23 protein-coding genes are annotated in these 25157 nt (G+C 53.3%); 11 read left to right on the top strand and 12 right to left on the bottom strand.

Features of this window, described 5'->3' with window-relative positions:
* Positions 1-76: 76 nt before the first annotated feature.
* Entirely contained in the window at positions 77-1303 is a 1227-nt protein-coding gene (locus tag VEV40_RS02070) for a hypothetical protein (RefSeq protein WP_324829783.1), read from the bottom strand.
* 570 nt (positions 1304-1873) lie between these two features.
* Between VEV40_RS02070 and VEV40_RS02075 the strand changes: the two genes are divergently transcribed.
* The 3 genes from VEV40_RS02075 (at position 1874) to VEV40_RS02085 (ending at position 5258) form a co-directional block, all read left to right on the top strand.
* Entirely contained in the window at positions 1874-3613 is a 1740-nt protein-coding gene (locus tag VEV40_RS02075; protein ID WP_324829784.1) for a toll/interleukin-1 receptor domain-containing protein, read from the top strand.
* Between the two features lie 4 nt (positions 3614-3617).
* Positions 3618-4199 carry a WD40 repeat domain-containing protein gene (locus tag VEV40_RS02080; protein WP_324829786.1) on the top strand — a complete coding sequence of 194 codons (582 nt, stop codon included), beginning with the start codon at positions 3618-3620 and terminating at the stop codon, positions 4197-4199.
* A 645-nt stretch (positions 4200-4844) separates the two neighbouring features.
* The gene (locus tag VEV40_RS02085; protein WP_324829788.1) at positions 4845-5258 is read left to right on the top strand and encodes a hypothetical protein; all 414 of its coding nucleotides are present in this window, start codon (positions 4845-4847) and stop codon (positions 5256-5258) included.
* A gap of 68 nt (positions 5259-5326) precedes the next feature.
* Here the strand turns inward: VEV40_RS02085 and VEV40_RS02090 are convergent, their stop codons facing one another.
* The 7 genes from VEV40_RS02090 to VEV40_RS02120 form a co-directional block, all read right to left on the bottom strand.
* Positions 5327-6406: a dienelactone hydrolase family protein gene (locus VEV40_RS02090; protein WP_324829790.1), complete on the bottom strand. Its 1080-nt coding sequence runs from the start codon at positions 6404-6406 to the stop codon at positions 5327-5329.
* Between the two features lie 437 nt (positions 6407-6843).
* On the bottom strand, positions 6844-7749 hold the full coding sequence (locus tag VEV40_RS02095) for an OmpA family protein (RefSeq protein ID WP_324829792.1): 906 nt from the start codon (positions 7747-7749) through the stop codon (positions 6844-6846).
* A gap of 169 nt (positions 7750-7918) precedes the next feature.
* Positions 7919-8479: a DUF4136 domain-containing protein gene (locus tag VEV40_RS02100; protein WP_324829794.1), complete on the bottom strand. Its 561-nt coding sequence runs from the start codon at positions 8477-8479 to the stop codon at positions 7919-7921.
* Positions 8480-8895: 416 nt separating this feature from the next.
* Positions 8896-10092 (bottom strand): acetate/propionate family kinase, encoded by a 1197-nt coding sequence (locus VEV40_RS02105; RefSeq protein WP_324829796.1) that lies wholly within the window; start codon positions 10090-10092, stop codon positions 8896-8898.
* Between the two features lie 6 nt (positions 10093-10098).
* Positions 10099-11031: a bifunctional enoyl-CoA hydratase/phosphate acetyltransferase gene (locus VEV40_RS02110; RefSeq protein WP_324829798.1), complete on the bottom strand. Its 933-nt coding sequence runs from the start codon at positions 11029-11031 to the stop codon at positions 10099-10101.
* Positions 11032-11106: 75 nt separating this feature from the next.
* Positions 11107-12282, bottom strand: a complete 1176-nt coding sequence (locus VEV40_RS02115; protein WP_324829799.1) for a DUF1624 domain-containing protein — start codon at positions 12280-12282, stop codon at positions 11107-11109.
* Between the two features lie 49 nt (positions 12283-12331).
* A complete protein-coding gene (locus VEV40_RS02120; RefSeq protein WP_324829801.1) occupies positions 12332-13414 on the bottom strand; it encodes a type II asparaginase in 1083 nt (360 codons plus the stop codon).
* A gap of 333 nt (positions 13415-13747) precedes the next feature.
* Here VEV40_RS02120 and VEV40_RS02125 point away from each other — a divergent pair, with 333 nt between their 5' ends.
* The 5 genes from VEV40_RS02125 (at position 13748) to VEV40_RS02145 (ending at position 20364) form a co-directional block, all read left to right on the top strand.
* The gene (locus VEV40_RS02125; RefSeq protein ID WP_324829802.1) at positions 13748-16495 is read left to right on the top strand and encodes an MGH1-like glycoside hydrolase domain-containing protein; all 2748 of its coding nucleotides are present in this window, start codon (positions 13748-13750) and stop codon (positions 16493-16495) included.
* A gap of 504 nt (positions 16496-16999) precedes the next feature.
* Entirely contained in the window at positions 17000-18403 is a 1404-nt protein-coding gene (locus tag VEV40_RS02130; protein WP_324829804.1) for a PAS domain-containing sensor histidine kinase, read from the top strand.
* A gap of 37 nt (positions 18404-18440) precedes the next feature.
* Entirely contained in the window at positions 18441-19106 is a 666-nt protein-coding gene (locus VEV40_RS02135) for a response regulator transcription factor (protein ID WP_324829805.1), read from the top strand.
* A gap of 138 nt (positions 19107-19244) precedes the next feature.
* On the top strand, positions 19245-19640 hold the full coding sequence (locus VEV40_RS02140) for a response regulator transcription factor (RefSeq protein ID WP_324829807.1): 396 nt from the start codon (positions 19245-19247) through the stop codon (positions 19638-19640).
* Between the two features lie 76 nt (positions 19641-19716).
* Positions 19717-20364, top strand: coding sequence for a response regulator transcription factor (locus VEV40_RS02145; protein WP_324829809.1), 648 nt, complete (start codon positions 19717-19719; stop codon positions 20362-20364).
* A gap of 185 nt (positions 20365-20549) precedes the next feature.
* Here the strand turns inward: VEV40_RS02145 and VEV40_RS02150 are convergent, their stop codons facing one another.
* Both VEV40_RS02150 and VEV40_RS02155 read right to left on the bottom strand, forming a co-directional pair.
* On the bottom strand, positions 20550-21335 hold the full coding sequence (locus tag VEV40_RS02150) for an LPXTG cell wall anchor domain-containing protein (RefSeq protein ID WP_324829811.1): 786 nt from the start codon (positions 21333-21335) through the stop codon (positions 20550-20552).
* Positions 21336-21433: 98 nt separating this feature from the next.
* On the bottom strand, positions 21434-22111 hold the full coding sequence (locus tag VEV40_RS02155; RefSeq protein ID WP_324829813.1) for a class D sortase: 678 nt from the start codon (positions 22109-22111) through the stop codon (positions 21434-21436).
* Between the two features lie 259 nt (positions 22112-22370).
* Between VEV40_RS02155 and VEV40_RS02160 the strand changes: the two genes are divergently transcribed.
* Positions 22371-22709 carry an acylphosphatase gene (locus VEV40_RS02160; RefSeq protein ID WP_324829815.1) on the top strand — a complete coding sequence of 113 codons (339 nt, stop codon included), beginning with the start codon at positions 22371-22373 and terminating at the stop codon, positions 22707-22709.
* A 7-nt stretch (positions 22710-22716) separates the two neighbouring features.
* Positions 22717-23256, top strand: a complete 540-nt coding sequence (locus VEV40_RS02165) for an adenine phosphoribosyltransferase (RefSeq protein WP_324829816.1) — start codon at positions 22717-22719, stop codon at positions 23254-23256.
* A gap of 14 nt (positions 23257-23270) precedes the next feature.
* Here the strand turns inward: VEV40_RS02165 and VEV40_RS02170 are convergent, their stop codons facing one another.
* The gene (locus VEV40_RS02170; protein WP_324829818.1) at positions 23271-23423 is read right to left on the bottom strand and encodes a lmo0937 family membrane protein; all 153 of its coding nucleotides are present in this window, start codon (positions 23421-23423) and stop codon (positions 23271-23273) included.
* A gap of 87 nt (positions 23424-23510) precedes the next feature.
* On the bottom strand, positions 23511-24002 hold the full coding sequence (locus VEV40_RS02175) for a ferritin-like domain-containing protein (protein WP_324829819.1): 492 nt from the start codon (positions 24000-24002) through the stop codon (positions 23511-23513).
* Positions 24003-24211: 209 nt separating this feature from the next.
* On the opposite strand from VEV40_RS02175, the gene VEV40_RS02180 reads away from it, so the two are divergent.
* Positions 24212-25102 (top strand): energy transducer TonB, encoded by an 891-nt coding sequence (locus VEV40_RS02180; RefSeq protein ID WP_324829820.1) that lies wholly within the window; start codon positions 24212-24214, stop codon positions 25100-25102.
* Positions 25103-25157: the final 55 nt, after the last annotated feature.

Here is a 25157-nt window from a genome sequence, read left to right on the forward strand (position 1 = left end):
TTGCGATTGAACGCCTCTGTCAGCCTTTTCCAGATGAGGGGCAAGCTTGATTGCAAAAGGCACGCTGAAGTGAACATCAGTTTGTACCTCCCGGCGGACAAGCTTTGGCGAAGCCGCTGAAAGTGCCGTTATCGGAGTACTTTCCTCCCGCGCCAAGTGACGGCTTCGAACCGAGAAACCAGGAATAGAACGCCAGCTCCTGCAGCGTGTAGCTGACTCCGGTTGACGTATTCGTGAAGGTAAATGGGTTCGTGGGCGTGCCGAATCCCGGACTCAATGGATCACCCACCTCCAAGTTGTCTTGGCACGTGCCGGCTGCCACCTGGCCTTCTCCGCCCCACGCAGGAACAGCATTCGAGGTGGAAGGGTCATCCAACCATTCGGCGATTTCATGGCTCATCACGCTCGTGTCACCGCCGAAAGCTCCCGAATTGTCATATTCATTGACGGAGTATGTTTGAAAGACTCCGCCGTTCAAATAAGAATTGTGATAACCCAAAGCGCAGCAATTGGAGGGATTGCCGCCGATGTACTCGGCAACACTGTCGAAGATGAACTGGGGGAAATTTGCAGGGCCAACGCCGTCGGCCGCCAACATGGGTATGATAACTGTCTGAACCTCGTTGTCCCACCAGTCGATGTCCATTTCGGCCGTGTCCATGCACCCCCCAAAATTCAGGAAGGAGATGGTTACGCCGTGGGCAGCTGGAACTGTCACGCGGACCGGTGCAAGCACAGTCGGATTCGTGCTGAAGGTGGTATGGTATGGCGTTCCACCGACCTTGGCCCAGAAATTTGCTCGCTGGAATTCATCGAGGTATTGTCCAATGCCGACGTTTACTCCGTTGATAGTGAAGTTGGGTTTGCCGATGAGCGGAGAGTTTTGAATGAGTTGAATAACGCTCTCGTTTGCTGGAGCACAGCCGTCGAAAGTGGTCGGATCGAAAACGTCTCCGGAGTCCTGAAAGGTCAAGATCACAGGAACAAGATAGGTGGGGATCGTGGTGATACGATGACCGTGAGCAAACGGGCTCCGGCCAACCATCGACCCCGTGTAAGTCTTGCCATCCTGCGCTACGGTTGAGTAGCTCCACAAAGGGATGGTTTGGGAAGCTGTCACCTGCGACTGGATCAGCTCCATGGCCTCCGGAGTCATCGGCTCTTTGTGCGGGTGATAGTAGAGCACCTTGTGCGGAAATGGGGTCGTGGCGGGTTTGGCATTTCTCTGCTGCGCGTGGCTCTGCGGCGAACTCACCGACGCCGCTATGGCCAGTGCGAGAACTGTGGCGAACCTAGCTTTCACGTGATACTCCTTCGTGGCTTCCGAGGAAGGATAGGTGTGCCCCGACCTCAGCTTGGGCAGAGTGGAATGTTTTTCGGGGCCGAATAACAGGGCGGGCCTGGAAAGCGCGGGAGAAAATTTCGGACGTTCGCCGCTTCGCAGGCGTGCAAAATCCCTTTTCTGTTTACCTGAAAGTGACGCGAGCGTCAAGAACGTTTCAATGAATTGATACTTCTGAGTCGCCGACCAACCCGACTCTATCCACCGCCAGGTAGTTTGTCTCTCCTCGATTCGGAACTTTTTTGGACCCCAAAATCCCCAAATTTGGGGGTTCGCCCTCCTGAGGCTCGATTTCCTGAGGTCCGGCATCTGACGGTCCGAGTTGCTAAGGTCTGAATCGAATATCAGATTGCTACGCCATTGGATTCCACGCCTCCGCTCCCTGTCCGATGAGTTTTAGATGTCGAAGATTGGCCATTCACGCCAAGATACTGCTGTTGGACCCATGGCAAAGAAATGATGGGGCATACTCTAAGGCCTTTAAGGCAGATGCTACTATTCACCTGACTGGCTTCGGGCTGCGGAGCGACGATGACTGAGGTATTCATATCCTACGCGCGAGTGGATCAGGAATTCGCTCGCGATCTCAACACCGCCCTCCAGAACGCACAGCGCGAGACCTGGATAGACTGGCGCAGCATTCCTGACCCCGCCAAGTGGCGGGCGGAAATATTTGCCGCCATCGAAGCCGCCGACAATTTCGTGTTCATCATAAGTGCCGATTCCCTTCGCTCCCAGATGTGCGGACAGGAAGTCGCTCATGCCGTGGCCGGCAAGAAGCGGATTGTCACCATTCTCTACCGTCCAGTTGACCACGAGGAGCTGCTGCCTGGCTTGAAGGAAATCCAATGGATCAACTATCCGGTGCTTGGCATGGGGCGGACATTTCAACGGTTAATTACAGCCATCGACACCGATCTGGAGTGGGTGCGCCAGCATACCCGCTTTGGCTTACGTGCCGCGAGGTGGGAATCCCACTCTCGGGACAACGGATCTCTATTGCATGGAACGGAACTGCGAGAAGCCGTTCGATGGTTGGAGCAAGCGTCGACAATCAAAACCCGGCAACCAACGGAGCTTCACGAGCAGTACATCCACGCAAGCGTGTATTGGGAAGCTGGAGAACTCGAAAGGGCGCAACGGCACACTCAAAGACTTCGCCGCTTGTACTTAGCCGTCGGAGGGTTGCTCGCATTGGCGGGAGCCGCTGCAGTCGGCGCATATTGGCAGCGAACGCTCGCTCGGGAGTTGGTCTCGGCGTCGACTGCAAGTCAGGACACCGACCCCGAGCTTTCCCTTTTGATCGCAGCGGAGAGTGTAGCAGTGACCTGGCCATGGGGCCATACTGTCCTAGAAGATGCTGAAGAGCAGTTGCGCCGCACCATCCTAGCCTCCCACGCGAAGCTAACCCTGCGCGGCTACGAAGGCTCCGTGAACTACGTGGCCTGGAGCCCGGACGGAAAGCGACTGGTAACCGCGAGCGATCCCAATGCAGCAAAGATCTGGGATGCGGCCAGCGGACGGGAAGGGTTGGTCTTTCCTGGCAATACCAGTGTGGCATGGAGCCGGGATGGGAAGCGGCTGGTTACCACAAGCCGTGACGTGACAGCAACGGTGTGGGACACAGTAAGCATACAAGAAGTATTGACCCTGCGTGGCCATACCGGCCCGGTAGACAGCGTGGCGTGGAGTCCGGACGGAAAGCGGTTGGCGACCGCTAGTGGGGACAAGACGGCGAAAGTGTGGGACGTGGATGGCGTCCAAGAGGTGCTCATCCTACGCGGCCACCGGGGTTCTGTAAATTGCGTCACCTGGAGTCCGGACGGCGAGCGCCTGGCCACCGCGAGCGATGACCACACAGCAAAGGTGTGGGACGGGGTCAGCGGCAAGGAATTGCAAACCTTACGCGGTCACATGAAGGAAGTGAACTGCGTGGCCTGGAGCCCGGACGGTAAGCACCTGGCCACGGGCAGCGATGACGAAACAGTGAAGATATGGGACGCGGCCAGCGGCAAAGAATTGCTGACGCTGCGCGGCGAAAATTACAATGCGGTCCGTCAGAAGGAGGAAGAAAAAGAGAATGAGGAATGGGCAAAAGAGGATCCTAAGATGAGTGGCTTGCTGGGTCATCAATTGCCGTTCCCGAATTATGTGAATAGCGTGGCTTGGAGCCCGGACAGCAAGCTGCTGGCCACGGCCGGCACCGACGAAACAGTGAAGATATGGGGACATAGCCAGTGGAGAGGAAGTGCTGACCCTTTCTGGCGATAGGAGTGTGGCCTGGAGCCCGGACGGCAAGCTGCTCGCCACCGCAAATGGCGATGATGTGTGTATGTGGGACACGACCAGCGGCCGGGAATTGCTGACCATAGGCGGCCACACGAGCGAAGTGAGGAGCGTTGCCTGGAGCCCGGACGGCAAGCGGCTGGCTGCGGCGAGCGATGATCGCACCGCAAAGGTGTGGGCCGCGGTCCGCGGGCAAGAATTGCAGACCTTGCGCGGCCACACGCGCCAAGTGAAAAGCGTCACCTGGAGTCCAGACGGCAAGCGGCTGGTGACGGCCGGTGACGACGGCACTGAAAAAGTGTGGGACGCCGCCAGCGGCCAGGAATTGCTAACGCTGCGCGGGCACAATTACTCCGTGAATAGCGTGGCTTGGAGTCCGGACGGAAAACGGATAGCATCGGCGAGTGCGGACCAGACGATCCGGATCGTCACCACGGTGTACGCTTTGGACGTCCACAACCTGATCGCTCTTGCACGTGAGCGTTTCATTGATGACCCTTCAGTAGACAGTTGCAAGAAGTACCTCCACGTAGACAAGTGCCCCAGCTTTCCTGAGCTTCCTTGGTGGTGAAGTTCGATTGCTGTCTGGAGTGAAGAGTTCCAGAAGATGTTCGAACCGGCGACAAAAAAGTTCTATCGAGGATTCGAATGACTCTCCCCCGCCAGGTAGTCTTTCTCTCCTCATTTCCCGGATTTGGCGGCGAATCGTGAATTCTGCTGAAAACAGAGAATCAGTATAGGCGGATCAACCGCTTCAGAATACCCATTTTCTCCCTTGGGATGAGTCAGGTTTTTGGCCAGAAGGTTCTCTGCGGTTCGAGACCTCGCTAACCTTACGTTTAATCCTTTGCGAACCACCTCGTAAGAAGTTCTATCTAGGAAACTTCACTGTGGTTCACTTTTCGTCTTCATGTCTGATATTTTTTCGGCCCTGCTAGCGACAATGTCGGCAACTCTTCGCTGGTGCGCTAAAGCAGGTAGCATCCGATTCATGTTGGCACCACTCTTGAGCCACTCTGTGATCCGATCCGGGCCCAGACTCCGTCAGGCTTTCTGGTCAAGGAGCCGACGTTGTACTGCATTACAGCCACGAGCCGGCAGGTGCCGATTCGACTCTTGATGAGATCTTGTCTATCGGCTGGCGGGCAAAGACTGTCCGGTCTGGTTTGACGATGCAGCCTTCACCTATTATCCATTTAATGCGCCGTGGCAAGAGATGACTGCCGCAGCCAAGAGCGGTAATCCAGCTCGATTGATTTCCTACAACAGTTGGATCCTTCCACGATTGAATGATTTCTATGAAGTCTATGCAGGTGAAAACGCATTTTCCCAAGAAATGATCAATGGTGATGGATATCTTCCGGTTGGAGGAACAGGAAAGTTTACCGGCGGGCCTCAAGCCGGTCTTCAAGGTCAGATCACAACCATAGTCGATGAAGATTGGGGTCACTTCCAATCCGACACTCCAATCGGTCCACCCAGGTACTCAGCAGAGATCATGATTGTAAAGATCAAGGATGCGATGAGCCGAAGAAACGTTCCTCTTTTTGATATTGAGATCTACCAGGATGGCTCAATCTCACCGCAGACCGCTCAGATGTTTGAAGCCATACGGCGCGCGATCAAATAGGCGCCGATATCGGCGGCGATACCACTTCGATCAACATCGTTTAAGTAACGGCAGCCACCGACAATAGATCAACTTGAATGCGACACCAGGGATTGATCCATCCATGTCAATATCTGTTCGCGCATTTCCGGTAGCTCCTCGTGCGCACAGTCAAAAAGCTCAATCTGGCAGTCTTGCTCGCGCCCATAGGTGCGATACAACGGCAGCAACTTGTTCCGGATCTTTTCCACTCCTTCCGGCGGAGTAAGTGGATCCTGGCGTCCGTTCACGCTGAGATGAGGTCGCGGAACCGTCAACTCATTAATCTGAAACGTATTGAAATGCTTGAGCAGCGAAGGCACAAAGTAATAAACTCCGTGGCCGCTCAATCCGTGAGCTTCAATCAGGGACTCGTAATCGGTCAAGCAGCAGACATCCATGGTCAGCTTTACCCGTGGATCAAGTGCACCGAGCCACCACGCCTTGGTGGCGCCCATGGACATTCCGAACGCGCCCAGCCTCGACGGATCCACCTCAGCACGTCCCGCCAGATACGAGAGGGCTCGAAACTCGTCCAGCATCATCATCCCCCACAGCACTCGCCCTTGCCATAGCATTTGCTTGAACGTGTTTTCTTCACCTTCATGCCCATTCGGCTCATGCTTACGCTCGCCGAAACACCAGCTATCGATGGCGAGTGTCACCAGGCCTTTTTCCGCGCAAACCGGAGCATACGCTGGTTGGACACTCGTTCCCCGAAGCAGTTGCTCCTTGCCCAAGTCATATTGTCCGGCGTGCCAATGGATAAAGAGCAGTCCAGGAGCGGGGTTCTGGCGACGATCGGGAAGGAGTAGCAGGGCCGGAACCGGCTCGATACCATTAAGGTCCAGAATCCAGCGCTCCAGAGTGTATCCGTCATGCTTCTCTTCCCGCACCAGCTGCGGTGGGGCAGCCTCATGGCTCCAGGGCAGATCGCCGAGCAGGTTCCAGAGTTCCCAGCGACGCCGCTCCTGGTAAATCGCGAATTCACTTTTGATGCTTCGCGAAGATTCAGAAGAACCAGCAGCCGCCGGCATCGCCGAAGCCGTTGACGCAATCAGCGAACCACCGACCATACCCGACGCCCAAAGAAACTCCCGTCGCTCCATGCCAATCAGGATAACGCTCACGACTCACCCATCCGATCCGGAGTAGCACGGCTCGGCGCTAGGATAGGGAAAAGGCAGTCCACGCCTGCCTCATTCGTAAATACGCATCTGATTGGTTCCGGAAATGCGATGAGTCGGGATCCTTGCCAGCAATATAACCGCCGTACCTGGAGAGATTATTTCCCTGATATGGCCTAGATAATTCCCTGTTTCGAAGTGCATCCAAATCAGCGGGGGAATGCGTAAATGCTTGGACAGTCAAAGCTGTAGAGGATTTCTCTGCTGTAACTTTGGGTCGAGAATCGAAAACTTCCCTGTATTTTTCCCTATCAGCAGGGAATTTGAGACTGGAGAATGGTTCGCCCCTGACTCCAATTCACCGCCAGGTAGTCTTGTCCTTCCTGATTTCAGAACTTCGCCGCCCTAAATTCCCCTGACTGAGGCGACAATTTCGCCTCCTAGGCTCCGGCTATGGCTTTGTTCTGGAGCACCCGCACAACTACGCGGCGATTCTCCGCCTGTCCTTCCGTCGACTTTGCATTGCCGACTTGTTCGCTCTCCCCCATTGCACCCGGCGCCAGCATTCTGGTGAGAGGGACTTTCCCCTGCTGGATCAGGATATTTGTCACATTGTTAGCTCGGTCTTCGCTAAGTTTCTGATTCATGGCTGCGCTGCCGGTTACCGAAGCGTACCCCCTTACTTCGATCATGTAACCATTCACTGTTTTGGCCTTCTCTGTCAGGGCCAGCAACTGAGAATTGTATTTTGGATCGACAGCTGTCTTACCATTGTCGAAATAGACTGTAACCTCGTCCATAATGTAGTAATCGTCCAACTGGCCAAAGCGGGCGACCGCAGCATCAACGGCCGCTTTATTTGCGGCGATCGCCTCCTGGTGCTGCTGTAAAGCTTCGTTCTGAGCCTTCAGTTCCGCATTGTGCTTTTCTAACTCGGCAGTGTTTTGCTGGGCCTGCTGCTGGGTTTCATGCATACCCGCTTGGATGGCTGCGGCTTGTTTAAGATCATCGCCCTTGAACCTTACCGTTCTGGCGATGAGCCGGGTTTCGTGATAATAGCCCTCCACCTTAACGGCCAGGCCCGGAATGAGAGCTGCCATGGACATTTTCTTGTTGCGAGCCTTAAACATTCCTTGCAGCTGGGCTACATCGGTGCCATCCGTCAGCTCGACGACGAGATCCGGATTATCCGTTGTCTGCACGATCATATTGTCCCCACTTCGTCCTTTGATCAGGCCTTCGATTTTTACGGTTTCTTGAGCGGCGAGTGTTGTGCTCAGGAGTGTGAGGCATACAAGCATTAGGATCGCAGGATGTGTGACCTTGGGCAGATTGAACCTTGTCATGATCGATTCCTTTCGTTACTGATCTTCAAACTCTGGCCTATCCGCTCAGAGATATCACAGGAGCAAGATGTACCCATTTACCTCGCGTCATAGTGTGGGCGAGTGAATATCTTCCAACGGAGTAAGAAAAGTCTTCACGTTGAATATTCAGGCGTTTTCACTGATCACATCAGCTCTTTGGCTTTGGCGGATAGTTTTTCAGGAGTTTCGTAATTGCCTTTGTGAGATTTTTCTGCTGCTTGTCGGGCTTCGCCTTCGGATCGATGGTCTTGCTCACAATGCCGCGCCACACCAAATCCTTGTTAGCGGAGTCGTTCATATCCAGAGCCAACTGCCCGGTGTAGATGGTCGACGTTTGTCCAGTTGTCATGCCGCCTCCCCCACCGTACCATCCACCCCGATACCAACCTGGGCCATAGCCCCAACCGGTATCGTATGATGTGAATTGTTTTTCAGTGCCAATCCCTGCCTGGTAGCCAATGAGCAGGTCAGGGTTATCTGTGTCCACCTTGCTCAGCCCTTTCGTCGCTAACTGAGCATCTACAGTGTCCTTGATCTGCTTATCAACCAGGTCGTTGACTGTGGCCGCACCTTTGAGGGCGACCCACTTATACGTTTTAAACTTCGAGAAATCTGTGTCTTTGTCGAAGTTGTAGCGAACATCCTGAGCGATGGCACTGCTCACAAGCATGAGCATCAGAGCCATCCAGATAAATGAAATTTTCTTCATATCCAATCTCCAGTCCATCGAGTTCCCTGCTCTTGCTTCAACGTTAGTTGTTGCAGTACAAATCTCATCGTTTTCGCGAATCCACACCGATGCTAAGGCGCTTACCTCATTGTGTGAACTGTCAATCTTGACAGTAGGTATTGGCTGGTTGTCAGATCTGTAGTTGGCGAAGGGCCCAAGTATTAGTCGCAAGCAGCTAGAAGGTTCTTAGACCTTTGCCTCGAAACTGTGTGCAGACTTCTTCAACGGCTTCGCGCCTACCGAGGAATCGTAGTTCTGCTGGCTAAAAATCACGAACGTTGATCTCCCTCTACAAGAGACCGATCCTGAATCCCGTGCCATCGTGAAATCATTGTCTCTGTTCAATCTGGTTTGAGGAGGCGATAGCTATGACAGGGCTTTCCCTGTTCTGCCGGTCAGGAAACCGGCTGCATCAATCCAAGTAGCAACCATGTATGTCGCGCGATCATCAGTTCCTCATTGGTCGGCACTACCCATGCCGAAATTTTGCTTTGCTGAGTCGAGATCCTCGGCCCTCCACTGGCATTGGCTTGTGCATCCAGTTCCAGACCCAGCCATGAAGAAGCTACGCAGATTCGCTTGCGAATCTCTGGCGAATTTTCTCCAATACCTGCAGTGAACACGAGGCCGTCGATGCCGCCCAGGACAGCAGTCAGGGCGCCGATTTCTTTGACTGCGCGATACACGAAGTAATCCACCGCGAGACAGGCTTCTGGCTCACTTCTGGAAAGAAGATCACGCATGTCATTGCTGATACCGGAAATCCCAAGTAAACCTGATTGCTTATAGAGGATGGTTTCGACTTCTTTGGCTGCCAGTCCAAGGCTCTGGAAAAGATACAGAACTACACCAGGATCAAGTGCACCGGGCCTCGTTCCCATGCACAATCCGTCAAGGGCGGTAAAGCCCAGACTGCTGTCTATGCTTTTCCCGTCTTTCAAGGCACACAGACTGGCGCCGTTTCCAAGATGGGCGACGATGACCCGCCCCTTGGCAATGTCCGGGCATATCTCCGGTAGAACAGATGCGATGTATTCATAAGACAGACCGTGGAAGCCATATCGCCGCAGACCTGATTTGCAGAGATTACTCGGCAGTGGCACCAGGTTTGCGACTTGGGAATGGCCGGAATGAAAGGCCGTATCGAAGCATGCGACCTGTGGCACATCGGGTAGACGATTGAAGACGGCCTCTATTGCCGCCAGATTATGAGGCTGATGCAATGGGGCCAGAGGAACTAACTCATGCAGTTGTTGAAGAATTTGCTTTGTCAGCAGCACCGGCCGGTCATATTGAACGCCGCCGTGAACAACGCGATGACCAACACCTGATACTCGCGCTCCTGCCCATTTCGAACGGAGCCACGATGCCAGCGCTTCAATCGCAGATTGTCCGTCCGTAACCGTTGCGGTTAAATTGCTCTTCACGAGCACGGCGCCCTGAGCGTCTCTTACTGAAAACTGCGGTACGGTTCCGATACCTTCAATCTGGCCACGGGCTGCAACCTCCCAATTCTTTTCGTCGAGCCGCCGGAAGAAGCAAAACTTCAGGCTCGATGAGCCGGCATTGAGCACAAGTGTGTAGTCTTCCATAGTTACCTATCGTTTCTTGCGGCGTGCATGAGCGGCCAGCATTGCCACTCCACAACTGGCAATCCGAGCGCGCACGCTGTCGGCGCGACTGGTAAGGATAATCGGTACTTTCGCGCCCAATACCAGCCCGGCACTGTCAGCGTTCGCAAGGAAACTTAGTTGCTTGGCAAGTATGTTTCCCGCTTCGAGATCCGGAGCCAGAAGAATATCAGCATCACCGGCAACTTCAGAGTGGATGCCTTTCGTACCCGCTGCCTGCTTGCTGATTGCATTGTCAAATGCCAGCGGACCATCGAGAACTGCGCCCGTGATCTGTCCTCGTTCAGCCATCTTGCAAAGCGCAGCGGCGTCTATCGTGGCTGGCATTTTCGAGGTTACTGTTTCAACCGCCGCCAGGATTGCAACCTTAGGCCTTTTGAGACCTAGCGCGATGATGAGATCAATTGCGTTCTGGCAGATGTCTGCCTTGTCCTCCAGTGTGGGAGCGATGTTGATTGCACCATCAGTAACAAACAGCACCTTGTGATATGTGGGAACATCCATGACAAACACATGACTGATTCGGCGCCCGGTGCGAAGCCCTCCTTCGCGCGAAACGACTGCAGCCATTAGCTCGTCCGTGTGAAGGCTGCCCTTCATCAGGAGTTCTGCCTTGCCCTCCCGCACCAATTCCACCGCATTTGCCGCAGATGCGTGGCTGTGGGGAGTATCCACGATTTCATATCCGCTTATATCGATTCCCGCAGATTCGGCGGTTGCTTCGATCTTGTCGCGCGGTCCGATCAAGATGGGAACAATGAGTCCGAGGTTCCCTGCCTCAACCGCGCCTGATAGGGCAGACATTTCGCAAGGGTGTGCCACTGCGGTCGGAACCGGCTTCAGGTTCTTGCACTTTGTCAACATTTGTTCGTATTTTCCGGTGCCGGTTTGTTGACTCACTCGCACCTCCCGAGTGGCTTCGATTGTCGCTATCTGGATTCGAGATGCATCCCTAAATCCTCTTGATACATTCGGCTACAGGTACTTTAAAACTGAGCGCGGATGCGCAGCCTTAACCGTTCGATACCAGCGGCACGCCGGGTAGAGCAGGATAAGCATTATGACGGAGACACCGTACGTAGCACGCATGCCGTCAATGTCTCGAAGGCCAAAATACGTTGCTGGCACTTCCAGCACCAGACGATGCGCGATATAGAAAAACATTGCGGTCTGCCCAAACACATAGAACGGTCCATTTTCGCGAGTGCCGATGCGCAATTCGAGTGCCCTTAGCATGGCAAGGCAGAGGAAAAGAATGCCAAGCTCCAGTGAATAGTAAGTGAGCGACGGTGGATACTTGCTGACATGCAGCCACTGCTGCCAGGAATTGTCCGAGCGATGTAGAAACATGTCGCCATAACCGGCAAAACCCCGCACTACTGCGAACATGATCAGGCTCACGATGCCGCAAATCCACAATACATTCCGCCCCGAAACCGTGCTCTGACCGGCAGCGAAACGAATGAGATGCCGGCCGAATACCCAACCGAGGACTGAGATGGCCAGCCAGGGAATCACCGGGTATTTGATGACTAAGATGTCGCTTGCATAGTTCGCCACGGTTAACGCAGCCGGCACAGAAGAATTGCCGGGCGGTGTCCAGACCCAGCCAGTCACGATCTCTCCAAGGAACATCCAGCCGACGGCCACAAATAGTAACGCCCATGTGGGCAGTCGTCGAAGAGGTACCATGCAGATCATCGATGTGCCTATTGCAAATAACACACCAAAATTCCAGTGGCCGGAACCGAGAGAGATGACAGTCAGATCAAGAAGCGCAATGATCAGGCCGCGCGTCAGCATGCCCTTATCAATTTCCCATGCATCGAAGCCCTTCACTACCCGGCGTTCCACGCTTATGGCCAGAGAGGTTCCCATGAGAAAGACGAAAGTGGGCGCGCACAGATGCGTGATCCACCGTGTGAAGAACTCCGCCGCGGGGAGAGCCATCGTGCTTGCGCCCGCATATATCGCGGAGTCGTTATCTAAATGGTGGGCATCGAATGCCATCGAAGCATGGTCGATGACCATGAGCACCATAACAAACCCGCGCATCCAGTCGATTGAGGCAACACGTTGCGATATTCGAGTATTTGTAACTTGGCTGCCGGGCTTCTGAGGCGAGACCTGAACTGTATTTCTGGTATCCATGTTTTGCCTACCCCAAGTTCCAATGAGAGGTGCACGTGTGGGCAACTGCTCAGTAGATGTAAAACAGGTTCTGGATTTCTGAGGTGGAGCGTGGTTTAAGCAGGGCCAGGGCCAGCAGAATTCTAGCCTTTTGCGGATTAAGTTCGTCAGACGCTACAAAATTCATTTCATCATCGTTCACTTCCACGTTACGTCCGACGCTTCCTGTTGCTACGCGGCTGCTTCTGACTACCACCACCCCCTTCTTGACGGCTCTCTCCGCGGCTTCCAGCGATGCCTTGTTCATGTTTCCATTCCCGACTCCGGCGATGACGATTCCCTTTGCGCCATTTGCCGTAGAAGCATCAATCAGATCTGGAGACATATCCGCATAAACATAAAGAATGTCCACACGAGGCATTCTGGAAATGCCAGCGATGTCAAATTCGCTTCCAGTCGTGTGCTTCCAAGGTGGCGTATTGAAGAAATCGTTTTTCCCATAGTTACAAATACCAACCAAGCCGCGCAGGGGAGACATAAAGGTTTGAACAGCGGTTGTACTCGTCTTGGTGAGAGAGTGTGCTCCGTGAATCCAGTCATTCATAACCACAAGCACTCCTCGTCCTTTTGCATTCGGATCGACCGCCACACCAACTGCATTAAAAAGATTCAATGGCCCATCCGCGCTGAGCGCAGTTGAGGGCCGCATCGAGCCCACCAGGACTACCGGTTTCTCACTCTTTACTACAAGGTTGAGAAAAAATGCAGTCTCTTCCATTGTGTCCGTGCCGTGGGTTACAACAATGCCATCGACATCGTTCTGCGACAGCAGGACATTGATTCGCTTGGCCAGTGTAAGCATGATTTCGAACGTCATATCTTGCGATCCGACATTTGAAATCTGTTCACCTTTTATGTTGGCGATATCCTTGATCCCGGGAACAGCCGCAAGCATTGCATCGATGGTCACCGCGCCGGATGTATAAGACGCTTGAGTCCCAGTGGGAGCAGCCCCGGCGATGGTTCCTCCGGTAGCCAAAATTACAACGCTGGGAAGTTTCTTTGACGGATTCGCCTGGGCTGGGGCCCGATCCGGATTTTCAAATATGACAAGTAAGAGGAGCAGGATTTCGAATCTCCATTTCCGCGTCATATATCTCCTTCAATTGGGCCAATAAGAGATTGCCTGTGCATACTCTGCACTTTCTCGCTTCCATGCCCAGGCGCGCCGGGCGCGCCTATAGCCCGTTAACCCCACAAATCTTGGTTTCGTCGCTTATGATCTTCCTTTATTGGGAACCAATGAACTGGTATTTCTGACAGTGTGAGCCTCCAGAGAATTCCTCTAAGCTTGACCCGACTTGGAATTGGTCGGACAAGACGTTTCTGCTGTCGGTCTAAGTTCTGCCTGTCAATATCAAACTCAAAGCAAGAATCCTGCATTGATCGGCGCACAACTCGCCGGCTGGAATAGAGGAGAGAACAAATGAAGCCCGTCGAAAAAACCCGTTCACCCCTTTCTTATATTGAGGTTGCAGAACAAAAAAGGCTGAATGATGCTCGTGAGCACGGCGTTCCGTGGAAGAAATGGGGACCATACCTCAGCGAGCGACAATGGGGAACGGTGCGTGAAGACTACAGCAAGGACGGCAACGCCTGGGATTACTTCACCCACGATCAGGCCCGATCGCGCGCATACCGCTGGGGTGAGGATGGGCTCGCAGGGTATTGCGACGATAAGCAACTGCTCTGCTTCGCCGTCGCTCTGTGGAACGGCCGCGATCCGATTCTGAAAGAGCGCATGTTCGGCCTGACGAACAGCGAATCCAACCACGGTGAAGATGTCAAGGAGTACTACTTCTATATTGACAGCACTCCGACTCACTCGTACATGAAGTACCTGTACAAGTATCCGCAGGCCGAATATCCCTATAGCGATCTTGTCGAAACCAACAAACATCGCTCCCGCGAAGAATTTGAGTACGAGCTTCTCGACACAGGCATCTTCGACGAAGACCGCTACTTCGATGTCTTCGTGGAATACGCCAAGGCCGACCCGGAAGATACGCTGATAAAAATCTCCGTCCACAATCGCGGCCCGGAAGCAGCAACCATCCATGTGCTTCCGACACTGTGGTTCCGCAATACCTGGACATGGGAGGAGGGTGAGCCGAAGCCTGTGTTGGGACAGATCGACGGAGGAAAAATTCACGCCTCTCATTCGAAGCTCGGAAATTACACCCTGCAATGTGAAGACGCATGCGAGCTTCTCTTCACCGAGAACGAATCCAATAACAATCGTTTGTGGGGACAGCCGAATGCATCCCCTTACGTCAAAGATGCCTTCCATCAGTATGTAATTTCAGGCGCGCACGATGCAGTGAATCCCGAGAAGAAGGGAACCAAGGCTGCCGCTCACTATGTGCTCGAAGTTCCGGCCGGAGGAAGCAAGGTCGTGCGTCTGCGCCTCAGCGCAAAGCCGTCGAACGACGCATTCAGCCTCTTTGATCAGGTTTTCAGGAATCGTCTTGAAGACGCGGATGAGTTCTACAAACGCATTACTCCGACGAACCTGAGCGAAGACGAGCATCGCGTTCACCGCCAGGCGCTCGCCGGGATGTTGTGGTCCAAGCAATATTACTATTTCGATCTCGATCGATGGCTCATCGAGCACAACTCACATCCCATGACGGGATCAGGCTCAGGCAACAGCCGTAATTCCGACTGGTTCCACATGCTGAACAGTGATGTCATCTCCATGCCAGACAAGTGGGAGTACCCGTGGTATGCGGCATGGGATCTGGCCTTTCACACCATTGCTCTCTCGCTGGTCGACTTTGACTTTGCGAAAGATCAGCTCCTGCTCATGCTGCGCAACCTCTATGCCCATCCCAATGGTCAGATTCCAGCCTACGAGTGGAACTTCGGCGATGTGAACCCTCCCGTGCATGCCTGGGCGACGCTGTTTCTCTACAGAATCGAGTTGGAACTAGGCCGCGCCGACATACGCTTCCTTGAACGTTCCTTCCAGGGGCTGATGCTGAATTTCAACTGGTGGGTGAACCGCAAAGATCCATCCGGGCGCAACGTCTTTGCCGGCGGATTCCTCGGATTGGACAACATCGGCGTCTTTGATCGCAGCTCGCCGCTACCGACCGGAGGCCACCTTGACCAGGCCGACGGCACTGCATGGATGGCGTTCTACTGCCAGTGCATGCTGGAGATTGCCCTCATACTGAGTGACTACGACCAGATGTATGAGGAGATCGCCTACCGCTTCATCGAACATTTCGCGTGGATCGCCTACGCCATGGACCGCATCGGCGCTTGCCACGACGAGATGTGGGATGAAGAAGACGGTTTCTTCTACGATCTGCTTCATTTCCCCAACGGCGATGCCATGCGCCTGAAGATTCGCTCGATGGTAGGTCTGCTCCCAGTAGGCGCAACGACCGTACTTGAGCACGATACTCTCGCGAGGCACCCGCGAATCGTCGAAATGGTGGATTTGTTCCGTAAGCGCCACCCGGAGGTAATTCAGAAGATTGCTTCAGCCGAGGACATAGAGAAAGGCGGCTATATGGGGCGTAGACTTCTGACGACCTGCAACAGGCCAAAACTGAAGAGCGTCCTGGGTTATATGCTCGATGAGAACGAGTTCCTCAGCCAATACGGCATCCGTTCTTTATCCAAATATCACCTTGACCATCCGTTCGTCTTCTATCTCGGCGGACAGGAATACAAAGTTCAATACCTTCCAGCGGAATCGAACACAGGCATGTTTGGCGGCAACTCCAACTGGCGTGGGCCTATCTGGATGCCGGTGAATGTCCTGTTGATGCGCTCACTGTTGTTGATGTATCCGTTCTATGGCCCTGACTTCAAAGTCGAGTGCCCGACTGGTTCGGGAAATCAGATGACATTGTTTGAAGTATCAAAGGAGATTGCTCGACGGACTGCAAGCATTTTTCTCCGAGACGCCAATGGAAATCGCCCCGTCTATGGAGGAACAAAGAAGTTCCAGGACGATCCTCACTGGCGCGACTATATCCTGTTTTACGAATACTTCCACGGGGAGAATGGTGCCGGTTTAGGGGCAAGCCACCAGACGGGTTGGACGGGGCTGATCGCCCGCGTTCTTGATGTCTTTGCACGCTTAAAAGCTGAGGACCTTATGCAAGCCCCTAAAGCAGTGATGGCTGAGATGACTCGACAGCAGGTTGCGGGACAGTGAAATCGAACTTTAGTGCATGATTTAATGAGGGTTATGCCTTGCTGTTAAATCGGAGCTAAAACATAAATTTAGGGTGAACCGTCCGACCTGAGCATTTACCGACATCTTGCAGATCACATCGACTGTACATGATGAGCATTTATTGTCTGGACTTACGCGATAGTTGCACTTAGCAGAGTACCTGTGAGGAAGTGCCAAAACTGGTTCCCACCCAGTGCCGGCTCTGGCGATTGCTCAGATGAACCTCGGCCAACCCTAGCCTGAAACCAACAGAGCGCGCCACTCTAACCCCTGGATTGTAATGTCAATATTTTCAAACCTTTAAGAAGCTATCGTGGAAATCTGCTAATATCTTAGGCGCTGGCCTCCCTGCTGGCGTCTTATCTGGCTTGTCAGTCTCAGCCGGTGCCGTAGGGTGAATATCTGATCCATTTGTTCCGCAAAATTGCGTTGGAATTGGGCCCTTTAAGTCCTCAACTTTTTGGAATTAGTTGGAGGCTTCTCGTGTCAGTTTCCATGAAGCAGCACGCAATTCACTGGCATTGGCTTGCCAAGCACTTGGTCTATGTCTTTTGGATACAAGACCAAAGGCCGCACAGAACTCCGGCAACAGGCATGTTGCTTCTGCTCGCGGTTGCGGCGACATTCACGCACGCAGTTCCGCTGGTTGCGCAGACCGCAAACGCTCTAGTGTTTGCAGTCGACGATGCCTCGGGCAGCATCATTCTTCACTCGCGGCAAATCTTCTGGGAATTCGACAAGGTTTATATCGTCATCGTTGGCCTTTCTGTGATCCTGATAGAGGCGCTGCTGATTTTAGGGTTGTTGTGGCAGCGGGCGAGGCGAAGAAAGGTTGAAGAAAAACTTCATACAAGCGAAGAGAAACTTGCTGGCATTGTCGCTTCGGCGATGGACGCCATTGTCGCAGTCGACGAGGAACAACGGATCGTGCTGTTCAACACTGCGGCGGAGAAGATGTTTGGCTGTGCGGCTATCGAAGCCGTCGGCACTCCTGTCGATCGTTTCATTCCACAACGCTTCCGCTCGGAACATGAGGTACATATCCATCGCTTCGGTGAATCCGGCGTTACCAATCGCGCCATAGGCGCACTGGGTGCACTCTGTGCGGTTCGCGCAAACGGAGAGGAATTCCCTATCGAAGCATCGATCTCCCACACTGAGGCCGACGGAAGAAAATTATTTACCGTCATCATTCGGGATATCACTGACCGTAAGTTGGCGGAACAAGCCCTCCGCAATTTGACTGGTGAATTAATCGAGGCGCAGGAAGACGAACGTCGCCGGATTGCGCGGGAAATCCATGACGACTACAATCAGCGGCTTGCAGTCCTTGCCATAGATCTGGAAGAACTGGCCGAAAATATCGGACGGTTAAATGGAGATGGCCCTCGACGTCTTCGTGAACTTTGGAATTATGTCAGCGAACTTGCCGCGGATCTGCACGCATTGTCCCACAGCTTACATTCCTCTACTCTTGAAAGCCTTGGTCTCGTTGCAGGTTTGACCGTCTTCTGTGAGGAGTTTACTAATCAACAGGGAGTCCAGGTCAAATTCGATTATGAGAATGTCCCATCCCGGATACCAAGTGACTTGGCGCTTTGCCTTTTTCGCATCGTGCAGGAGAGCCTTCGGAACATCAAAAGGCACAGTGGCGCCAATCAGGCGGAGGTCTTTTTAGAGAGAACCGATGAGGGTCTTCGTCTGTCGGTTTCCGACTGCGGAAACGGCTTTGATCCACATATGCGTTCAAGCAATAGCGGCATAGGTATTCGGAGTATGCAGGAGCGCTTGCGACTTTTGGGTGGACATCTACAGATTTTCTCGCGGCTTGGAGAAGGAACAAGAATTGATGCATGGCTGCCGCTAAATTTGCCAGTGAGCGTCTGAGCAGTCCTGGCGAACAGAGGCTATCAGGAGGCGTGATATGCAGGGTTCAAACCAATCTACGATGCGTCCGCGTATTCTGATTGCCGATGACCACAGCGTCGTCGCTGAAGGCCTTCGTTCGCTACTCGATAAGAGTTACGACGTAGTTGGAGTCGTCCACGATGGTCGAGCATTGCTGGTTGAAGCATCCAACCTGAAGCCGGATGTCATAATTCTGGACATTGGCATGCCCTTGCTAAACGGGATGGACGCAGCAGAACGGTTAAAACTATCTCTCCCGTCCGCAAAGCTTGTCTTTCTGACGATGAAAGATGATGCCAACCTTGCCGCTGCGGCCCTTAATTTGGGCACGGTGGGATATGTGCTTAAGAATGCCGCGGCATCGGAATTGCTGAAGGCAGTTTCTGAAGTGCTTCAAGGCAGATCATATGTGACTGCTAAACTCCGTCCCGAAAATTGGGCAATTCGGGAGGCCCGCGCCCGGCAATATTCAAAGGAGTTGACCCCCCGGCAGCAGGAGGTCCTTCAGCTGCTCGCTGAAGGCCGCGCCATGAAGGAAATAGCTGACATTCTCAGCGTCAGCGAGAAAACAGTCATGTTCCACAAATATCACATCATGGAATTGTTTAACTTGAAGAATAATGCGGAACTGGTGCTGTTTGCACTCAATCGCCATCTGATTTCTTCTGATCCACTCAGATAGAGAACTATCAGTTTTCCCAGATGGCAACGCCAACCAAATTTACTATAACGTGCTCCAACCTATGATTGACGGTAATACCATCACTGGACCTGAACCCGTCATTCAAGTGCCTAAGCTTCCGAAAAAGGGAGGCATCCTTTGCAGCGGCCACGAGTCCTTCTCGCCGATGATCACCATCCCCTGCTGGACCGAGTAGTATCCCTGTTGAAGGCGCACTTCGAAGTGGTCGGAGCTGTCAATGATGGAGAGGCCCTAGTCAGCGAAGCGCGGCGGCTTCAACCCGATGTGATTGTATTGGACATCACGATGCCAGTCCTTACTGGGATTGAGGCTGCTCAGGAACTTCAGAAGGCGGGATCGACCGCCAAGCTCATTTTCTTGACGGTTCATCAGAATGCTGAGTTCATTCGCCAGTGCTTCGCTGAAGGGGGAGCCGGCTATGTCACCAAATCGCGGATGGTAAGCGATCTTACCAAAGCTATAAATGAGGCGCTTTCTAACCGCCGCTTCGTCTCCCCGTCTCTGTCTTCCTAATCGACGACATCTAGGACTTTTCCTAGTTTTCAGCGATGTCAAACTTGCGTACAAGTTAAGGTCCAGGAGGATTGTCATGCCCAGTAACCGTCCTCGTGTTCTAATTGCTGACGACCATACACTGGTGGCAGACTTATGCAGAAAGTTGCTTGAAACAGAATTTGAAGTAGTGGGTATTGTGAATAATGGGCGCGCGATGGTGCGAGCCGCCTCGCAATTCAAGCCGGACGTCATTATTGTAGATATTGCAATGCCAATTCTTAACGGCTTGGATGCAAGCCAGCAGGTGAAAGAGTTTTTGCCTGCGGTCAAGCTCGTATTTCTGACCATGAACTGCGAGATTGACCTTGCCGCCGAAGCATTTCGTCGAGGAGCCTCAGGCTACCTGCTAAAAACCTGTGCTGCATCTGAAATGGTGACGGCTGTGCGCGAAGTACTGCGCGGAAAATCGTATATGTCTCAAACTCTCTGCAAGGATGATGTCAATTATCTTCGCCGTACAGCAACAAAACTGGAGGACGAAGAGGAGCGTTTGACTGAAAGACAGCGCGAAGTCCTGCAGTTGCTGGCTGAGGGAAAACAGATGAAGGAAATTGGCGACATTCTGAAGATGACAACCAGAACTGTAGCTTTTCACAAGTATCGTATGATGGGGACGCTGGGCGCACGTAGCAACGCGGAGCTCGTCCGATACGCGGTGAGAAACCACCTTGTTTCTGCCTGACCGGATTATTAACCGAGCATAAAATGTACTCCCACTTTGTTATTCCCCCATAAGCCCAGATATAGCCTTTTCTTAAACATCGTGACGCAGCCATGAAAAAGAGGGGCACGTCATACCTCAAAAAGGATGGCCTGCTCATTCGCCACCTCAAAGGCACCAAGCAGGCCAGCCAGAAAAATATGGAATCACGCGGCTTTACGAATGACTCTCAGCCCGAGCCCTGACAAGAGACTTAACACTCCGAGCAAGCCGAGCAGCGGTAATTCACTTCCCGTCTTTGGCAACTTAGCCGGGGCAGTTTCAGCTACGGCGGGGGCAGCGGGAGCAGGTGCCGGCGGAGCTACTACGACTAGTATTGGAACGTCTGCCGGCGGCGGGGGCGGAGGAGGGGGCATTGTGCCAGTTAGCTTCGCCGTCTGCTGCACTTGGGTAATCGGTTCTTCGACCACCTTCGTCGCCGAGACAGTCATCCCTTTCTTCAGTCCGAACGCATCCGTCATTTGTCCGTCTACATTGAATTTCTGGCCTTTGGGGATCTTAAACGACTGATTTGTTCCGTCCGCCAGAGTCAGAATAACGGTGTTGGGCGGCTGCACATAAAATACCTTGCCCGTCACGCTCTGGGTGGTGGTAACCACCTTCGGCGTTGTGGTCGTAGTGATCGTTCTGTGGAGGGTCATGCCCGGTTTCAAGTCATGGATCCCAAGTTGCTGGCCATCCACCTCGACACGGGCGCTTTCCGGCACGTTGCTAAAATCGCGAAGCGTACCGTCCGGCATCTTTACTACCAGGTTGTTCCCACTGACATAGACCACCTGCGCACTCTCGACCTTTACGGTCTTGGTGGCCTGTCCGGCCGTAGTATTCGATTCGGTTTGCACCTGTGCACTGCCGCTCACGGCAAAGGTCAGGCAAACAGCCCCTACCGTAAGCACAAAACACTGTTGCATCCATGTGTTTTCTCGGTTCATTGCGTACTCTCCTTGTTTGGCTTTCGGAACTGGAGCTGTAGCCCATAGTTCCGCTTGTTCACACAGCGGTTTGTTTGTGTTTCCCAATTTATCGATCTTTAAAACTTTGCATCATCGCTGGTGTTCTGGCTTTTCGTATCCTGGCTCACAAGTGACGCCTGCACGATATATCGCTGGGGCGCGCTGCCCACAAAATAGAATGGATAGCAAGTTACAAGCGTGACTGAAGGACGCGTTCGCGGAGCGAGGACAGACACGTCGCTCGGATCAACAATCGTGATCTGATCAATCAGGTATGTGACTGTCTTCTTCTGAGTAACTAACTCGACCGTATCCCCTGTGGTGACATCTTTCAGCACTCTGAAAAACCCATCCCGGTGTCCTGCAATTCCGATGTTGCCAGCTTCTCCCGGCTCGGCTGTACCTCCAATGTGCCCGACTGCGCGATTCAAGGTGAGATCGTCAGTCCCCTCCAGAACCGGCACCTCGAGATGAATCTTCGGAATGCGCAGCAGCGCCATCGCGGGCTGGAATTGAGAAGTCAGACTTTCCTGATAGCCCTGAATGCGCTTTGCTGACCAAAGAGCAAAATCGGGTGCCTTGGCTGGCGATTCAGCTCCTCTTTGCAATTCCTGTGCCAGCAGTTGCTGGCTCTTAAATGTCTCGACCGCAACTCGTGAAAGGACAAATCCATGGATCAGAGCTAACGCATAGACGAAGAGCAGCAATCCGCCGAAGGCCAACAGGAGGCGCTCCAGTTTTGCCGTCCATCGCATCGTGCTTTATCCTCGCCAGTCCAGCCAAACGTAGCAGCGCGACAACCGTTCGAATTGAGGTGTTGACTGCAGCCGGCCAATAACGCGTCTAATGTCAACACAGTACGGCGAATGAAAAAATACCGAAACTGTCATTATTTACAGTCCCTATGAAAACCGGCTGTTCGGAGTAACGGTGTTGTCAAACCTGGTCGCACGGCAAGAATGCATGCGCAGCAGCCTGCATACCTAGCCCGAATCATCGTGTGCTGCCTTCGAGGTGACCCACCTTGCACCAGAAGTTCGCATCTGCAACACTGTCTTCGGTCTATCCGCCATGGTTTGTCATTACCTCATCAAAGGTCGCGTGCAAGGTGTCGGCTTTCGCTGGTACGTCCACCGCGAAGCTGGAACGCTAGGCCTGCGCGGTTGGGTGCGTAACACCGAGGACGGCCATGTCGAGGTCCTCGCCGCCGGCGAACCCGACGATCTGGCCACGCTGCGCGAACTGCTCGAACAGGGGTCGCGTGGCAGCCGAGTTGACAAAATCATCGAGCACCAACTCGACGACACGGAAGGCAAAGACCTCGGACCATTCCAGATAGAAGGAGCCTGGTAACGCCAGCATGAATCAAGCATTCGATTGTGAGCCACTGAAGGCGCTCGTCCGCACCGTCCCCGACTTTCCCAAACCGGGAATCCTGTTCTATGACATCACTACTCTACTTAAAGACAAGATTGGCTTCGCGCATCTCATCGATGCGCTGGCGGCGCACTACATTGGCCGCGACATCGACCTCGTCCTTGGAATCGAGGCGCGGGGCTTTATCTTCGGCCCAGCGCTCGCCTATCGTCTCAACGCGGGATTCGTGCCTGTCCGCAAGCCGCGCAAGCTGCCCGCCCCGGTAGCGCGCGTTACTTATGACCTGGAATATGGAAGCGACTCGCTGGAGATACACTTGGACGCCATCGAGCCGGGCCAGAACATCATCATTGTCGATGATCTGCTCGCCACGGGAGGAACAATGGAGGCCACGGTGAAGCTGGTGCAGCAACTAGGTGGACATATTGCTGGCCTGGGATTCGCGGTGGAACTCGACTTCCTGAAAGGCCGCGATAAGTTTAAGGAATATGATGTCTTCAGCCTCTTGCACTACAACGAATAGCACTACGCGCGTCGTCAGGCTTTGGCCCGGGCGCCGCGCGCAAAATGAACAATGACGGAAATTATCGCAAAGATCAGCAGCAGGTGAATGAGAAATCCCGCGACGTGGAACATCACAAATGCGCCAATCCAGGCAAGGACCAGAATCAATGCGAAAAGTAAGAACATCTCATTCACCTCGGCTTTTGTGAACTGAATGGTCCGGATGGCACACATGCAATCCGGACCGATCGAGGATAAGTGCAGTAGGCAAGATCAAGCAACCTCAGCCATTCGGTTTACAGTTTGGGAAATCCGGGTGAGTTTCTGATCGGCGGACTTCTCTTCTTCGAGCGTCTGCTCCAGCAGATTGGCTACTTCTGATTCATTCAGCATCTGCGCAAAGGTGCGCGCTGAACCATATGCTGCAATCTCATAATGTTCGACACGCTGCGCCGCGGAGATAAGCCCCGCATCCACCACTTCCCGCTCCCCGCCTTCTTTGATGCGCTCTTCGCCTTCTTTAAGCAGACCTTTCATGCCTTCGCAGGTTTTCCCCTTCGACTTCTCGTTCATTTGCTTGAATATCTTCTCCAGCCGCTGTACATGCCCTTCCGTTTCTTTCAAATGGCTCTCAAAAGCCTGTTTCAGTTCTGGATTCGATGAAGTCTTGGCCATTTTTGGTAGGGCTTTGGTTATCTGTGTCTCAGCGGAATACAGGTCCTGCAGTTCGTCCAGCAGAAGATCTTTCATTGTTTCCAGTTTCATGACATACCTCGGTGTAGACAGATTGACGAACAGAGAGTGAGATGCAGAGGATACCGTTCGTGTAGTCCAGACCGGCGTCTACTCATGTCACCGGCTAAGGTTGCCTGTGATGCCGTAGGAAATTACCATAGCGACCGATGCGCAAATCTATTCCAACCCTTGTGCTTATCATGGCATCGCTGGCGTTCCTGTGTTTGCATGCGCAAGTTATGCAGAACACAAATTACGACAAAGAGCTGCAACATGCCAAGTCGCTCCTCGCCGGGTCCTCTCCGACTGACATCCCACACCACATCCATTATGACTTGAAGCTGTATGACCGCGACGGCCACGAAAGCGCGGCAACATATGACATCTATCGTGATCCGGTGATGTATCAAAGAGTGGACATCAAGGCTGGCGATTTTCAGTTCACGCGTATCAGCAACCTCCGCGATCATGTTGACTGGCAACACTCCACGGGCGACATGCCGCTCAAGATTTTCGATTTCGAGCGGGTCATGGAATTTCCGCAAGCGGCGGCAGACCGCTTCAGCAAAGAGCCGCAGAATGTGAAAGAAATGCAGCCGGAGCAACTTGAGGGCGCGCCGCTGCTATGCGCGAATGACAATGCGGGCACGGCAATCTGTTTCAATCCGATGATCCGCCTGTTTGCCTATGCGCAGATGTTCAACCGCACCATCATGTATGACCAGTGGCTGACAATTGGCTCGCACACCGCTCCGGGCACGATCCGTGTTTATGAAGACAAGAAGCTGCTGGTTGACGCAGCCGGTAGTGTCGACGTGATTAAGAAATTCCCTGATCACCTCATGGAAATACCCGACACGCCGTCGCAGCCTTCTCCGCAAAGCCAGTACAAGATCGCCAAATCCAAACCGATGGATCTTTCAGACGCGCGTTATGGCAACATTCAGGTCGCGCTGTCTGTCGATGAAAAGGGCCATGTCACAAAGGAATCTATCGTCGACTCCGATGACAAGCATCTCGAGGGAACCGCGCGTAAGTATGTGCGTGACCTTGTCTTTGAGCCAAGCATCAAAGACGGACAGCCGGTTCCGTTCGAGACGGTCTTGTATCTAGAGTACTATCCGTTCTGACCTCGGTCACTCGCAGCCTTTCATCTTTTTTCAAATAGGTTTTGCGACGGAACCA

Origin of the sequence: Alloacidobacterium sp. (assembly GCF_035631355.1) — a bacterium.
GTDB lineage: Bacteria > Acidobacteriota > Terriglobia > Terriglobales > Acidobacteriaceae > Alloacidobacterium.

Bases quoted from the DNA above. Each gene is read 5' to 3' on its own strand.
- VEV40_RS02175 (WP_324829819.1), bottom strand. From the start codon at position 24,002: ATGAAACTGGAAACAATGAAAGATCTTCTGCTGGACGAACTGCAGGAC.
- VEV40_RS02120 (WP_324829801.1), bottom strand. From the start codon at position 13,414: ATGACGCGGAAATGGAGATTCGAAATCCTGCTCCTCTTACTTGTCATA.
- VEV40_RS02075 (WP_324829784.1), top strand. From the start codon at position 1,874: ATGACTGAGGTATTCATATCCTACGCGCGAGTGGATCAGGAATTCGCT.
- VEV40_RS02105 (WP_324829796.1), bottom strand. From the start codon at position 10,092: ATGGAAGACTACACACTTGTGCTCAATGCCGGCTCATCGAGCCTGAAG.
- VEV40_RS02125 (WP_324829802.1), top strand. From the start codon at position 13,748: ATGAAGCCCGTCGAAAAAACCCGTTCACCCCTTTCTTATATTGAGGTT.
- VEV40_RS02115 (WP_324829799.1), bottom strand. From the start codon at position 12,282: ATGGATACCAGAAATACAGTTCAGGTCTCGCCTCAGAAGCCCGGCAGC.
- VEV40_RS02100 (WP_324829794.1), bottom strand. From the start codon at position 8,479: ATGAAGAAAATTTCATTTATCTGGATGGCTCTGATGCTCATGCTTGTG.
- VEV40_RS02180 (WP_324829820.1), top strand. From the start codon at position 24,212: ATGCAGAACACAAATTACGACAAAGAGCTGCAACATGCCAAGTCGCTC.
- VEV40_RS02150 (WP_324829811.1), bottom strand. From the start codon at position 21,335: ATGAACCGAGAAAACACATGGATGCAACAGTGTTTTGTGCTTACGGTA.
- VEV40_RS02170 (WP_324829818.1), bottom strand. From the start codon at position 23,423: ATGTTCTTACTTTTCGCATTGATTCTGGTCCTTGCCTGGATTGGCGCA.
- VEV40_RS02095 (WP_324829792.1), bottom strand. From the start codon at position 7,749: ATGACAAGGTTCAATCTGCCCAAGGTCACACATCCTGCGATCCTAATG.
- VEV40_RS02085 (WP_324829788.1), top strand. From the start codon at position 4,845: ATGACTGCCGCAGCCAAGAGCGGTAATCCAGCTCGATTGATTTCCTAC.
- VEV40_RS02155 (WP_324829813.1), bottom strand. From the start codon at position 22,111: ATGCGATGGACGGCAAAACTGGAGCGCCTCCTGTTGGCCTTCGGCGGA.
- VEV40_RS02135 (WP_324829805.1), top strand. From the start codon at position 18,441: ATGCAGGGTTCAAACCAATCTACGATGCGTCCGCGTATTCTGATTGCC.
- VEV40_RS02145 (WP_324829809.1), top strand. From the start codon at position 19,717: ATGCCCAGTAACCGTCCTCGTGTTCTAATTGCTGACGACCATACACTG.
- VEV40_RS02165 (WP_324829816.1), top strand. From the start codon at position 22,717: ATGAATCAAGCATTCGATTGTGAGCCACTGAAGGCGCTCGTCCGCACC.